The following is a 13,323-nucleotide window of genomic DNA, read 5'->3' as shown; positions in this document are numbered from 1 at the left end:
ACACCGGTGAGGCCTCTCGAAAGCACCCGCCTGGACCATTTTTTTCAGCGGCGGCGCACCAGCGGGAACGGCAGCGTTTCCCGGATTGTCAGCCCGGTGAGGAACATGACGAGCCGGTCGACGCCGATCCCGAGCCCGCCGGTGGGCGGCATGGCGTACTCCAGCGCGTCGAGAAAGTCCTCGTCGAGTTCCATGGCTTCGGGATCTCCCCCGGCGGCCAGCAGCGACTGTTCGGTGAGCCGTCGGCGCTGCTCGACCGGGTCGGTCAACTCCGAGTAGGCAGTGCCCAGTTCCGTGCCGAAGGCGACGAGGTCCCAGCGTTCCGCGAGCCGCGGGTCAGTGCGGTGCTGCCGGGTGAGCGGGGAGACTTCGGTCGGGAAGTCCTTGTAGAACGTGGGCAGCTGCGTCTTCTCCTCGACCAGACGTTCGTACATCTCCAGTACGACGTCGCCGCGTCCGTCGTCCGCCGTGTACGGCACGCCCGCGCGGTCGCACAGCCGCAGCAGCGCCTCCAGCGACGTGTCGGCGTCGATCTCGTCCCCCAGCGCCTCGGAGACCGCCCCGTACACCGTCTTGACGGGCCACTCCCCGGAGATGTCGTACTCGGTGCCGTCCTTGCGGGCGATCGGTGAGCCGAAGGCGGCGGTCGCGGCGCCCTGGATCAGTTCGCGGGTGAGGTCGAGCATCACGTCGTAGTCGGCGAAGGCCTGATAGGCCTCCAGCATCGTGAACTCGGGGTTGTGTTTGTAGGAGACACCCTCGTTGCGGAAGGTGCGGCCCATCTCGAAGACCTTCTCCATGCCGCCGACGCACAGCCGTTTGAGGTAGAGCTCGGGTGCGATGCGCAGATACAGGTTCAGGTCGTAGGCGTTGATGTGGGTGGTGAACGGCCGGGCGTTGGCGCCGCCGTGGATCTGCTGGAGCATCGGGGTCTCGACCTCCAGGTAGCCGCGGTCGAGCAGGCCCTGGCGCAGCGCCTGGACGGCCGTGGAGCGGGCCCGTACGACATCGCGGGCGGCGGGGCTGGACACCAGGTCGAGATAGCGGCGGCGGACCTTGGCCTCGGGGTCCGCGAGTCCCTTGCGCTTGTCGGGCAGCGGGTGCAGGCACTTGGCGGTGAGCTGCCACGAGACGACGAAGACCGTGGGTTCGCCGGTGTCGCTGGCGCCCGCGAGACCGTCGGCGCTGATGTGGTCGCCGATGTCGACGACCTGCCGGAAGCGGTCGAGCGCGGGACCGGACTCCTTGCGGGTGAGGGCGATCTGGAGATCGCCCGACCAGTCGCGCAGCACGGCGAAGACGATACCGCCGAAGTCGCGGACGAGCATCACGCGTCCGGCGACGGTCACGTCCTCGCCGCCGCGGACGTCGGCCAGGACATGGGTGCGCGGCGGGATGCCGACCGGGTAGGGGTCGGTGCCGTCGGCGCGCAGCCGGTCGAGTTTGCGGTGCCGCACGCGGACCTGGTCGGGCAGACCGGTGGTGGGATCGCCTGCCTCGGCCCCGTCCCCCGTGCCGAGTCCGAGGGCCGTCAGCGAGGGCAGCCCCGCGGTCGTGGCGGGTTTGGGTCCGCCCTTCGGGTGCCCCTTGCCCCACAGCGTGCGCAGCGAGGGCACGGAGACGAAGCCCTCGGCGATGGCGGAGGCCATGCCGATACGGGCCAGGGCGCCGGTGTCGCCGTAGCAGATGAAGCGCGGGTACCACTCGGGGTGGTACTTGGCGTTGGAGCGGTACAGGGCCTCCAGCTGCCACCACTTGGAGAAGAACAAGAGCAGCCTGCGCCAGAGTCTGAGCACCGGGCCCGCGCCGATGCGGGCGCCCTCTTCGAAGACCGAGCGGAACACGGCGAAGTTGAGGGAGATGCGCCGGACACCGAACTTCCCGGCGACCGCGCACGTCTCCGCGACCATGAACTCCATGACGCCGTTGGGCGCGCTGCGGTCGCGGCGCATCAGGTCGAGCGAGATGCCGTCGCGGCCCCAGGGCACGAAGGAGAGCAGCGCGAGGAGTTTGCCGTCGGAGCCCATCGCCTCGACGAGCAGGCAGTCGCCGTCCTCGGGGTCACCGAGCCGGTCGAGGGCCATCGAGAAGCCGCGCTCGGTCTCGGTGTCGCGCCAGGCGTCGGCCCGGCTGACGATCTCCTCCATCTCGGCTTCGGACAGGGTGGAGTGCCGGCGTACCCGGCAGGTGGCACCGGTGCGTTTGACGCGGTTGACGGCCTGCCGGGTGACGCGCATGTCGCGGCCGGACAGGTCGAAGCCGGCGACCTGGAGGATCGCCTCGTCGCCGAGCTGCAGGGCGCCGAGCCCGGAGCGCGCGAACGCCTTGGCGCCCTCTTCGGAGGCGCCCATCGCGGCGGGCGCCCAGCCGTAGCGGCGGGCGATGTCCAGCCAGGCGCCGATCGCGTGCGGCCAGGCCTCCCGGTCGCCGACGGGATCACCGCTGGCGAGGCACACTCCGGCCTCGACGCGGTAGGTGACGGCCGCCTTGCCGCTGGGCGAGAAGACGACGGCCTTGTCGCGGCGGGTGGCGAAGTAGCCGAGTGAGTCGTCACCGCCGTACGCCTGGAGCAGGGCCCGGATTCGGGCCTCCTCGTCGCCGTGCAGGGCCGCGACCAGGCGCTGGGAACGGAACAGCGCGGCGGCGGCGTTGAGCAGGGCGAGGGCGCCGAACAGGCCGAGGACGAAGAACAGCCAGCGCGGCGGGCGGCCGTCGAACGAACGCCCGGAGACCAGTCCGCCGCAGACCCGGTTGGCGGCCCAGAGCAGCCGCTGGCCCTCCGGCAGAGTGCCGGGGAACAGCACGACCAGGCCCCAGCCGAGCAGGATCGCCACGACGAGTCCGGTGAACAGGACGAGCAGCGCCCGTCGTACGGCGGCGCGCCGCGAGTCGGCGTAGAACTCCCGGCGGGCCACGATCAGCAGGGCGAGTAGGAGCCCGCAGACGATCAGCGAGGGGATCGAGGCGGCGTACAGGCCGGCGGCGACCCCGAGGGCGTCGGTGAGGACCAGCAGGCCGAGGTAGACGACCACCAGCCACCAGGCGATCTTCTTGCGGGCGGCCGTCGCGGCGGCGAGCAGGAAGAGGAAGACGGCGTACGCGAGGTTGGCGCTGACCGGGATGATCAGAAGGTCGAGAAAGCGCACCACAGGTCGCAGCACCGCGCGCACCGGGGGAATGAAGGCGAGCAGGGTGCAGAGCAGGCCGATGGCGCCGAAGAACGCCGCGAAGCCTTCGGGCACCTTGCTGAGGAAGCCGTCCCGGGGCGGCCGTTTCGGGCCGCTGGTGGTCTTCGGCGGGCGGGCCTCCACGGTGGCACTCATGGTTCCGACTGTAGGAAGAGCGGCGCCGCCCCGCCCGTCGGGCGAATCTCCCCGCTCCCCCGAGGCCGTGGGACCTGCGGGTTCCGATAGCCTCGCAGCCGTGACGGAAGAGCAGCACGCGCATCAATTCGAGCGCGGGACGGACGGTCCCAAGGTCATCGTCGTCGGCGTGGACGGTTCCGACTCCTCGCTGCGCGCCGCGGCGTACGCCGGGGGCCTGGCGAGGCGGCAGCGGGCGCTGCTCGCGGTCGTCTACATCCAGCCGGTGATGGCGGCGGGGGCGGCGCTCGGGGTGCCGGTCGCGGAGACGACCGACGAGATCGCCGCGGATCTGATCCAGTACATCCGCGACGCGACCGAGCGGGTGAAGGACATATTCGATGTGCGCTGGGAGTTCCACACCTTCCACGGCGACCCCTACAACGGCCTGGTCACCGCCGCGGACGAGCTGAAGGCGGACGCCGTGGTGGTCGGGGCCTCCGAGCAGGCGGGGCACCGTATCGTCGGCTCGGTGGCGATCCGTCTGGTGAAGGCGGGGCGCTGGCCGGTCACGGTCGTGCCGTAGGACGGCTCCCGCGTCACTTCCCCATGACGAGGCCGGCCCGGCCCGCGCCCCGGCCGAGGACGACGTCCCGGATCCGGTCGCGCACAGGGCCGACCGCGGCCCCCTGGTCCAGCGCGGCGTTGAGATCGACGACCCGGCCGGCGTCGAGGTCGAAGGCCAGCGGGATGAACTCGGCCTTCGTCACCTCCCACCGCTCTCCCGGTCGCGCGGGCGGGGCGAAGGTGAAGCGCCCGAGGGTGCTCTCGTCGCCGCGCGGGTCCTGGACGCCCTGGTCGTTGTACATCCCGCCGGCGATCTGGTCACCCGTGCCGTAGACGACCCAGGTGCCGTTGACCTTCTCGTACGCCTGCGGGACGTGTGCGTGGTCGCCGAGGATCAGGTCGATGTCGGGCCGCCCGTCGGTGCGGGACGCGGTCAGCTGTCTGCTCAGCAGCAGTTGCCGCTCGTCGGGCTCGTCCTGCCACGCGGTGCCCCAGTCGAGGGAGACGACGACCACGTCGGCGCCCGCCTTCCGGGCGGCACGGGCGTCCGCGAGGATCCGGTCGGGGTCGATCAGGCCGACCGCCCAGGGCTGCCCCTGCGGGAGCGGGAGCCCGTTCGCGTCGTCGGTGTACGCGAGATGGGCGACCCGGGCGCTGCCCGCTCGCATCAGGGTGGCGTCGTTCGCCTCCTGCGCGGTGCGCGCCGATCCGGCGTGCCGCACTCCCGCGCGGTCCAGCGTGTCCAGGGTGCGCCGGACGCCGTCGGCGCCGTCGTCCAGGGTGTGGTTCGAGGCGGTGGAGCAGGAGTCGTAACCCGTCGCGGCGAGGCCCTCGGCCACCTGGGGCGGGGACTTGAAGGCGGGAGAGCCGGTGTAGCCGGCGTCGTACACGGTCTCCATCCGGCAGATCGCCAGGTCGGCCCCGGACACGACGGGCCGGACGCCCGCGAGCATCGGCCGGAAGTCGTATCCGCTGCCTCCCGCGTCGGAGTTCGCCCGCTCGACTACCGAGCTGTCCGGCAGGACGTCGCCGCCTGCGACGAGCGTGAAGCCGCGGGCGGGGGCGGGGGCCGGCTGTCCGCTGCGCGGGTGCGCGGCCGAGTCGTGGGCCTGGCAGGCCGCCGCGGCCGCGATGAGGGCGGCCGCGAGGGCCAGATTGATCTGTCGCGCGCGTGTGATCATGCTGGCCCCATACCGTCGTATTTAATGACTAATAGATACGCATCCACGTACACGGGCAGCCGGCAGTCAAGGAGACACAAGCGCCGCTAGCCCGTTCGGCGCTCACGGACATGCCCGTCGGGGCGAACAGCGGTGCGACGGCCGTGGCCCCGGAATCCGGGGCTCCACCTCGGCGGACCGTTCGGCGCACCGTTCACCGACGGCTTCGACCGCCCACCGCACAACCGTGTTCCCGGCCTGTCCGCGAGGGGCGCGACACGCTGACATACACGCCATGACGGCCGGAACCACCACCATCACCCACGGGACGACCGCCGAGCACGAGCTGGCCGCGCTGCAGCGTGAGCACGGCCGCCCCCTCTTCGCCCTGCTGTTGCGCCTGTCCGACGGCGACCGCCAGCGCGCCGAGGACCTGCTGCAGGAGACGTTCGTACGTGCCTGGCAGCACCCCGAGGCCCTGCGCGCCGACGACTTCGACTCCGTACGGCCCTGGCTGCTGACCGTGGGGCGGCGGCTGGCCATCGACGCACGCCGGGCCCGGCAGGCACGCCCTCCGGAGGTCGGGGACGCGGTCCTCGACAACGCACGGGTCTGTGCCGATCACGCCGAACGGTCGGCGGCGACGCTCGATGTGCGGGAGGCTGTGAAGACACTCACTCCCGAACACCGTGAAGTCCTGGTGCTGGTGTACTTCCAGGGGGCGAGTGTGGCGGAGGCCGCCGCGGCACTGGGGATTCCGCCCGGTACGGTGAAGTCCCGCGCGTACTACGCGCTGCGCGCCCTGCGCCGGGTTCTTCCGGGATACGCGGCCGACCTGCGGTGAAACCGAAGGCTTAGTCAAACCTCCGTAAAGCGCCTTGCTGAGGACCATGGTTGAGCAATCAGCTTGCCTCATCCGTGTTCCGGACTGGGGCCCGGGGTCGGGCGACGCGCACGCACCGGAGGAAGGCAGGAAGGGATGCTGCACAGAGGGCAAGAGAGCACGGACGGCACCGACGGGGGCGAACTCACCGTCCCCATGGCCTGGTTGTACGCCGAGTACATCGCCGACGAACTGCTGCGTACGGGCGACCTGATGCCGCCCACCTCCTTCGAGTTCCGCGCCGGGCGCGACGCCCTCGCGCTGACCATCTTCCTGTCGGACAGCGGGGGCGAACTCTCCGGAATCCGGGTCATCACCCAACTGGAGACCTGGCTTTCGCTGACGGCGTACGACCAGCCCTGGCACACGTGGGTGCGCAAACACCTGGCGCGGCGCGCGGCCGAGGCCACCGGATCCGCCGCGCCCGATCCCGATCTGGAGCTGGCGTCCGCGGCCTGGCGCTGGCTGGAGGAGACGGAACTGCTCGCTCCGGACCTGGACGCGGTGCCCGGCGGCGGCTCCGTACCAGGTGAGGACGACGGTCCGAAGGTGTGGACGGCGGCCTGGCGGCTGGGACTGCCGCTCGGGCATCTGGCCATCCACCTCTTCTGACGGCGGCCGTGACACGCCAACGACTCTTCCGAGGGCGGCCGTGACCGCGCCGGGAACAGTTTTTTCGGGCTCGCACCAATCCGCGAGCGCCCGTGCTCCGAATGTCTTGACCCCGATTCCGAACGAGTCTTGAGTGATTCGACGGTCTGGTGCGTACCCGTGGGCAACAGCAACACCACTCACAGTCCGCACCAACGCCACGAGGATTCGGTATTCGGTATGAGGTCCCTGGAACGGCATCGCGACGTCGGCGCCTATGCGCTCGGCGTGCTCGGCGAGGCGGAAGCCTTCCGCTTCGAGGACCACCTCATGGAGTGCCCTCGGTGCACGGCGTACGTCAGCGAGTTCCGCCCCGCCACACGGCAGTTGATGCTGTACCGCCGGTCGACGCCACGCACTGTGCACCCTTTCGCCGCTCCTGGCCCGCGGCTGCTCGACCGGCTGCTCGGTGAGGTGGCCACGCGCAACCGCGCCGGGCGCCGGCGGTTCCTGTACGCACTGGCGGCCTCCGTGGTGCTCGCGGCGGGCGGTCCCACGATCGCCCTCGTCGCCGCGCACGGCTCCCCCTCGGACCAGGTCGCCGCGGCCGACCCCCCGGCGAGCCAGATGGCCAGGACCGACGCGGAGACCGGGGTCTGGGCCCAGGTGACGACCCGGGACCGGGTCTGGGGCAGTGAGATCGAGGTCCAGGTCAAGGACGCCAAGGGCCCCCGCTCCTGCGAGCTCGTCGCCATCGGCGAGGACGGCTCGGAGCAGTCGGTGACGAGCTGGATGGAGCCCCCGCACAACGGCGCCGCCATCACCATGCAGGGCGGCTCGTCGATGCGGACCGGCGAGATCCGCCAGTTCGAGGTGCGCACGGCGGACGGCAAACACCTCGTGACGCTCAACTCCCCCTGAGCAGCGCCCGCCTACTTGAGCAGCCGGGACATCCGCCGGTCCGCCAGCGGCTTGCCGCCGGTCTGGCAGGTCGGGCAGTACTGCAACGAGGAGTCGCTGAAGGAGACCTCGCGGATGGTGTCACCACACACCGGGCAGGCCTCCCCCGTTCTCCCGTGCACCCGCAGACCGGTCTTCTTCTCCGCTTTCAGCCGTCCGGCGGCCAGCCCGTGGGAGCGCTCCACCGCGTCGGCGAGCGTGCCGCGCAGCGCCTCGTACAGCCGCCGGGTCTCCTCGGGGGTCAGCGAGGAGGCGATCTTGAAGGGGGACATCCGGGCGGCGTGCAGGATCTCGTCGCTGTAGGCGTTGCCCACGCCCGCGATCAGACTCTGGTCGCGCAGCGCGCCCTTGAGCCGGCGCCGCTCGCCCTGGAGCAGCCCGGCGAACCTCTGCTCGTCGAAGTCGTCGGCGAGCGGGTCCGGGCCGAGCCGGGCGACTCCGGGGATCAGCTGCGGGTCCTCGACGACATACACGGCGAGCCGCTTCTGGGTGCCCGCCTCGGTGAGGTCGAAGCCCTCGCCGGTCTCCAGTGCGACGCGCAGCGCGAGAGGGCCCTTGCCGGGCCGGGGCGGGCCGTCGGGAAGCGTGTCCTTCCAGTGCAGCCAGCCCGCGCGGGCCAGATGCGTGACGAAGTGCAGGCCGTCCGCGTCGATGTCGAGGAACTTGCCGAACCGGCGGACGGCCGTGGCCTCGCGTCCCTCCAGGGCCGAGACGGGAGGGTCGTACGTCTTCATGACGCTGATGGCGACGGGCAGCACACGCACGATGCGGCGGCCGACGAGACGACCGGCCAGGAAGTCCTTGAGCGCTTCGACCTCGGGCAGTTCCGGCATACATCCAGAGTGCCATCCGGCGCCGACAACGCCAGGGATCAGTTCCGTTCCCGGACCATGAACTCGCACCACACGCACTTGCCGCCGCCGCGGGCCTCGACGCCCCAGACGTCGGTGAGGCGGTCGACGAGCAGCAGTCCGCGGCCGGAGACACCGGACTCGCCGGCCTCTCGGCGGCGCGGCAGCGCGCTGGAGGAGTCCTCGACCTCGACGCGCAGTCTGCGGTCGGATCCGGTCAGGACGCGCAGGGTGACGATGGCCGAGCCCTCGGTGTGCATGAGCGCGTTGGTGATCAGTTCGTCGGCGACCAGCTCGATCTCGTCGGCCCGGTCACGGGCTCCCCAGGCGCGGACCGCGGCCCGGATCATGTGGCGGGCCTCGATGAGCGCCTCCGGGTCGCCGGGCGCGACGTGCTGCTGGAGGCGCCCGCCGGAGCGCTGGTCGATCACACTGTGGCGGCGCAGGAGCAGCAGGGCGACGTCGTCGTCCCCGCCGCGGGCCTCGGCCATGTCGATGAGGCGGTCGGCGAGGTCGCTGACGTCCTCCGGGCCGCCGCGGATGAGTTCCGCGAGGGTGCGCATGCCCTCGTCGAGGTCGATGCCGGGCTCCTCGACGAGCCCGTCGGTGCACAGCAGCAGTGTCTGGCCGGGGTCGAGTTCGACGCTGGCGACCGGGTATTCGAGGCGTCCGAACTCGGCGGACAGGCCGAGCGGCAGGCCGCCTTCCACGGGCAGCCGGCGGCAGGTTCCGTCGGTGTGCCGGACCAGCGGGTCGATGTGACCTGCCCGCACCACCTGGGCCACTCCGGTGGACAGGTCGATCTCGGCGTACAGGCAGGTAGCGAAGCGGTCGGTGTCGAGTTCGTCGAGGAAGACCGAGGCGCGGGCCATCACCGTGGCCGGGGTGTGGCCCTCGGCGGCGTAGGCGCGCAGGACGATGCGCAGCTGGCCCATGACGGCGGCGGCGTGGGTGTCGTGGCCCTGGACGTCGCCGATGACGGCGCCGACGCGGCCGCCCGGCAGCGGGATCAGGTCGTACCAGTCGCCGCCGATGTCCCGGCCGAGGGAGGCGGAGCGGTAGCGGACGGCGACGTCGGCGTCGGTCACGCTGGGGATGGAGCGTGGCAGCATGGCCTGCTGGAGGCCCTGGGCGAGGTCCTTCTCCTGTTCGTAGAACATGGCCCGCTGGAGGCTCTGGGCGATGCTGCTGCCGAGCGCGACGAGGACGTTGCGCTCGTCCTCCGAGAAGCCGCGCCGGTCGTTGTAGAGCAGGCCGATCGCGCCGATGGGGCGGGCCTGCACGATGAGCGGCAGATACGCGGCCGAGGTGATCTTCAGGCCGGTGATGTTCGGCCACAGGAGCGGGTACGACTCGGCGAACTCCTCGGGCGATTCGATGAAGTGCGGCGCGAGGGTCCGTACGACCTCGTTCATCGGGTACTGCGCGTCCAGGCGCGTGACCCGGGTGCCGGGGACGTAGCTGTCCTCCGGGCCCGTGGCGACCATGCGGATGCGGCCGGCCTCCACCAGGCCCATGACCAGGCTGGCCGCCCCCAGGTGGGTGAGGCCGTGGGTGTCCTGAAGGACGTCGATGACGTCCTCGACCGTGCGGGCGTGGGCCAGGGCGGCGGTGGTCAGCTGGACGACATTGGTCTGCTGGCGCCGAACCTCGTTCTGGACGGCCTGTTCACGGCGTGCCGCGCTCTCGTCGAGCTCGTCGGTGGCGTCGCGGACGATGCCGATGATCCGGCGCGGCCTGCCGGTCTCGTCGCGGCGGATGTAGCCCTGGGTGTGGGTCCAGCGCAGGGTGCCGTCGCGGCGGCGGATGCGGAAATAGGCGCCGTAGTTCTCGCTGCCATCCTTGAGGGCGTGGGACACCATGGTGTCGAGACGGAGCGACTCGGCCGGCGGGACGCGGACGCCCAGGGTGGCGGGTTGCCCGTCGTATTCGTCCGAGCGCATGTCGAAGACCTCGTGGGCCTGGGCGTCCATCTGCATCAGACCGGTGTCCAGGTCCCAGTCGAAGCTGCCCATGCGATTGAGCGCCAGGATCGGATCCGGGTGGGCGGGCCAGTCGTCCGGGAGTGACAGGGCGCTCGCTCCCCGATCAACCATGGGGCAACCATGCCAGCATTTGCCCGATTATTCGACTTCTGGGGAGCCCGTTTCCGGGCTCCCCGGACGAGCGGGCGCTCACCTGTCGAGGACGTCGGCCGAGACGTCGAAGACGCTGTCCGGACCGGTCGGCTCGTCGGGGATCAGCCCGCCGCCGTCGGGGGCGTCGGGGCTGTCCGGGGCGGTGTCCTCGGGCGTGCCCGGCTCGTCGGGCTGGGCCTCCGGTGACGAGGGTTCCGGGGAGCCGGAGCGGTCGGGGGCGGTGGTCCCGCCCGAGGGGGCCGGGCTGGCCCCCGGTTCCCTGGTCGGCGGTGCCGTGGCGGTGGGGCAGTGCGAGGGCTCGGTCGTCGGGGGCGAGGACCGGTCCGGCCGGGATACGTCCCTGGCGGCGCCGTCCGTCGGCGTGCCGGTGGGCGCGGTGCCGGGCCCGGCGGTCTCGCCCGGGGTGCTCTCCCCGTTCCCCGGCGTCGCGGTCTCCGTCGCGGTGGGCGTGACGCAGTCGGTCGAGGAGGCGTCCGGGGACGGGCTCCGCCCGCCCGGCGAGGCGCTGGAGGAGGGGTCGTGCGGCCCCGGGGCCTGGCCGTCGGGCGGCGGTACGACCTGGTCGTGACGGTGGCCGTCGGAGCCGACCGGCCGTTCGATCCAGGTGTTGTCGGCCACGTCGACGATCGTGATGTCGTTGATCACGACGGGCGCCGGGGTCACGACGACGACCTGGGCGGGCCGGTACCCGCTCCAGGGCGTGCCCCGGGTGTCCGGGTTCCCGTCGAGCGGGGTGGGCCGGCCCAGCGGGTTGCCGCAGGCGCAGCGGACCCGGGGTACGCCCCGGTTGTCGACGAGGACGGCCGTACCGGCCTGGAGCACGGCCTGGAAGCCGGTCGCCTGTCCGTCGCCGAATCCGTGGTCCGTGACGCCGGTGTCGGCGCGCAGTACGACCGGGGTCAGCTGGCGCAGATAGTCCGGGACGGATCCCGGGGCGATGCCGGAGACCTCGGCGAAGGCGCGGGCCTTGTCCCGGTCGGCGTCCAGGAACCGGATCTGCTTCTCGACGTCGCAGCTGCCGGCGTTCCGGGTGCCTCCGTAGAGGCCCGGTGTGGCGCCCGAGAACGAGCGCACTGCCTGCGTGCCGGCGGGCGTGGATTGCGGCGTTCGGGTGACGGGTGGCGGGGTCTCGGTGGAGATGTCCGTGGACTCCGTGAAGGGGTCGGGTCCCTGGGCGGCGGCGGGCTGGAGGAACACCTCGCCGCCGGTCGAGCCGTTCGATGCCTTGCCCCTGTCGCCGCCGCCACAGCCTGCGACGAGGAGGAGTGAGGCCGCGAGCGCGCAGGCCGCGACATGGGTCCTGGTGGGTATGTGCACCACGTTCTCCCGTTCGTCCCGGGCAATTCGTGCACCATTCTCTGCGTCACTCTCTTGGCGCACGCAAGCGGAGATCGGTCACCCAGCGTCACAATGGTGGGGAGAGGAGCACGCGCCATGGAGTGGTTCGTCGCACCCGACTACTGGCTGAGCCGGCTGGTCTTCCAGCGGGCGCTCGCCGTCCTGTATCTCGTCGCGTTCCTGGGCGCGGCCCTGCAGTTCCGTGCGCTGATCGGGGAGCGCGGGATGCTGCCGGTGCCCCGCTTCGTGCAGCGGGTCGCGTTCCGTGAAGCGCCGAGCGTGTTCCATCTGCGCTACTCGGACCGCTTCTTCGCGGGCTGGTGCTGGACGGGCTGCGCGGTGTCGGTGGCGCTGATCGCGGGCCTCGACGGGCGGCTGCCGCTCTGGGGCGCGATGCTGTTGTGGCTGGTCCCCTGGGCCTTGTATCTGTCGATCGTGAATGTCGGCCAGACCTGGTACTCGTTCGGCTGGGAGTCGCTGCTCCTGGAGGTGGGCTTCCTCGCGGTCTTCCTCGGCAACGACGAGGTGGCGCCGCCGGTCGTCGTGCTGTTCCTCATGCGCTGGGTGCTGTTCCGCGTCGAGTTCGGCGCGGGGCTGATCAAGATGCGGGGCGACGCCTGCTGGCGGAAGCTGACCTGCCTCTATTTCCACCACGAGACCCAGCCGATGCCGGGTCCGCTGAGCTGGTTCTTCCACCATCTTCCGAAGCCGTTCCACCGTGTCGAGGTGGCCGCGAACCACTTCACCCAACTCGTGCTGCCCGTGTTGCTGTTCACCCCGCAGCCGGTCGCGACGGCGGCGGCCTCGCTGATGATCCTGACCCAGCTGTGGCTGGTGCTGTCGGGCAATTTCTCCTGGCTGAACTGGACGACGATCGTGCTCGCGCTGAGCGTGACCGAGCTCCCCGGCACCGCGCCGCATGTCGCCGCCGCGCCTCTCTGGTACGAGGTCGTCGTCCTCGTGGTGGCCGCGGGCCTGCTGGCCCTCAGTTACCGTCCGGCACGCAATCTGATCTCCCGGCGGCAGGTCATGAACCGCTCGTTCGACCCGCTCCATCTGGTCAACACCTACGGGGCGTTCGGCAGCGTCAGCCGGGTGCGTCACGAGGTGATCGTCGAGGGCACCGCGGACGAGGTGCCGCGCGAGGACGCGGACTGGCGGGAGTACGAGTTCAAGGGCAAGCCGGGGGATCCGCGGTACTGGCCGCGTCAGTTCGCGCCGTACCATCTGCGGCTCGACTGGATGATGTGGTTCGTGGCGCTCTCTCCCGGATACGCCGGAACCTGGTTCTCGGGTCTGGTGGAACGGCTCCTGGAGAACGACCGTGACACCCTGCGACTGCTGCGCCGCTCCCCGTTCCCCGCCGACGCGCCGCCCCGCTACGTGCGCGTCCGCCTGTTCCGCTACCGGTACACGACCTGGCGCGAACTGCGTGAGACCGGCGCGTGCTGGCACCGGACGTACGTGCGCGACTTCCTCCCGCCCACACGACTGGAGGGTGCCGCCGAGCGCCGCGTTCCGTACCGGTGACCC

The 13,323-nt window shown here is 71.4% G+C and carries 10 protein-coding genes; 5 read left to right on the top strand and 5 right to left on the bottom strand.

Features of this window, described 5'->3' with window-relative positions:
• Positions 1–44: 44 nt before the first annotated feature.
• Positions 45–3,323 carry a bifunctional lysylphosphatidylglycerol synthetase/lysine--tRNA ligase LysX gene (lysX, locus tag ACZ4N5_RS25070; RefSeq protein ID WP_467759297.1) on the bottom strand — a complete coding sequence of 1,093 codons (3,279 nt, stop codon included), beginning with the start codon at positions 3,321–3,323 and terminating at the stop codon, positions 45–47.
• A 100-nt stretch (positions 3,324–3,423) separates the two neighbouring features.
• Here lysX and ACZ4N5_RS25065 point away from each other — a divergent pair, with 100 nt between their 5' ends.
• Positions 3,424–3,888: a universal stress protein gene (locus ACZ4N5_RS25065; protein WP_467759296.1), complete on the top strand. Its 465-nt coding sequence runs from the start codon at positions 3,424–3,426 to the stop codon at positions 3,886–3,888.
• A 13-nt stretch (positions 3,889–3,901) separates the two neighbouring features.
• Here ACZ4N5_RS25065 and ACZ4N5_RS25060 read toward each other — a convergent pair whose 3' ends face one another.
• The gene (locus tag ACZ4N5_RS25060) at positions 3,902–5,050 is read right to left on the bottom strand and encodes a CapA family protein (protein ID WP_467759295.1); all 1,149 of its coding nucleotides are present in this window, start codon (positions 5,048–5,050) and stop codon (positions 3,902–3,904) included.
• A 274-nt stretch (positions 5,051–5,324) separates the two neighbouring features.
• On the opposite strand from ACZ4N5_RS25060, the gene ACZ4N5_RS25055 reads away from it, so the two are divergent.
• The 3 genes from ACZ4N5_RS25055 to ACZ4N5_RS25045 all read left to right on the top strand — a co-directional run bounded on the left by ACZ4N5_RS25055 (position 5,325) and on the right by ACZ4N5_RS25045 (position 7,424).
• On the top strand, positions 5,325–5,873 hold the full coding sequence (locus tag ACZ4N5_RS25055; protein ID WP_355847025.1) for a sigma-70 family RNA polymerase sigma factor: 549 nt from the start codon (positions 5,325–5,327) through the stop codon (positions 5,871–5,873).
• 135 nt (positions 5,874–6,008) lie between these two features.
• Positions 6,009–6,524 carry a hypothetical protein gene (locus tag ACZ4N5_RS25050; protein ID WP_467759294.1) on the top strand — a complete coding sequence of 172 codons (516 nt, stop codon included), beginning with the start codon at positions 6,009–6,011 and terminating at the stop codon, positions 6,522–6,524.
• Positions 6,525–6,743: 219 nt separating this feature from the next.
• A complete protein-coding gene (locus tag ACZ4N5_RS25045; RefSeq protein ID WP_467759293.1) occupies positions 6,744–7,424 on the top strand; it encodes an anti-sigma factor family protein in 681 nt (226 codons plus the stop codon).
• 11 nt (positions 7,425–7,435) lie between these two features.
• Here ACZ4N5_RS25045 and ACZ4N5_RS25040 read toward each other — a convergent pair whose 3' ends face one another.
• The 3 genes from ACZ4N5_RS25040 to ACZ4N5_RS25030 all read right to left on the bottom strand — a co-directional run bounded on the left by ACZ4N5_RS25040 (position 7,436) and on the right by ACZ4N5_RS25030 (position 11,769).
• Positions 7,436–8,296, bottom strand: a complete 861-nt coding sequence (locus ACZ4N5_RS25040; protein ID WP_467759292.1) for an Fpg/Nei family DNA glycosylase — start codon at positions 8,294–8,296, stop codon at positions 7,436–7,438.
• A 38-nt stretch (positions 8,297–8,334) separates the two neighbouring features.
• Entirely contained in the window at positions 8,335–10,410 is a 2,076-nt protein-coding gene (locus ACZ4N5_RS25035; RefSeq protein ID WP_467759291.1) for a SpoIIE family protein phosphatase, read from the bottom strand.
• 78 nt (positions 10,411–10,488) lie between these two features.
• A complete protein-coding gene (locus tag ACZ4N5_RS25030) occupies positions 10,489–11,769 on the bottom strand; it encodes a DUF6777 domain-containing protein (protein ID WP_467759290.1) in 1,281 nt (426 codons plus the stop codon).
• 117 nt (positions 11,770–11,886) lie between these two features.
• Between ACZ4N5_RS25030 and ACZ4N5_RS25025 the strand changes: the two genes are divergently transcribed.
• The gene (locus ACZ4N5_RS25025; RefSeq protein ID WP_467759289.1) at positions 11,887–13,320 is read left to right on the top strand and encodes a lipase maturation factor family protein; all 1,434 of its coding nucleotides are present in this window, start codon (positions 11,887–11,889) and stop codon (positions 13,318–13,320) included.
• The last annotated feature ends 3 nt before the right edge of the window (positions 13,321–13,323 follow it).

It is taken from the genome of Streptomyces sp. NPDC026500 (genome assembly GCF_055567635.1).
The sequence above is the reverse complement of the archived record's forward strand: the minus strand, read 5'-3'. Positions and strand labels throughout refer to the sequence as shown.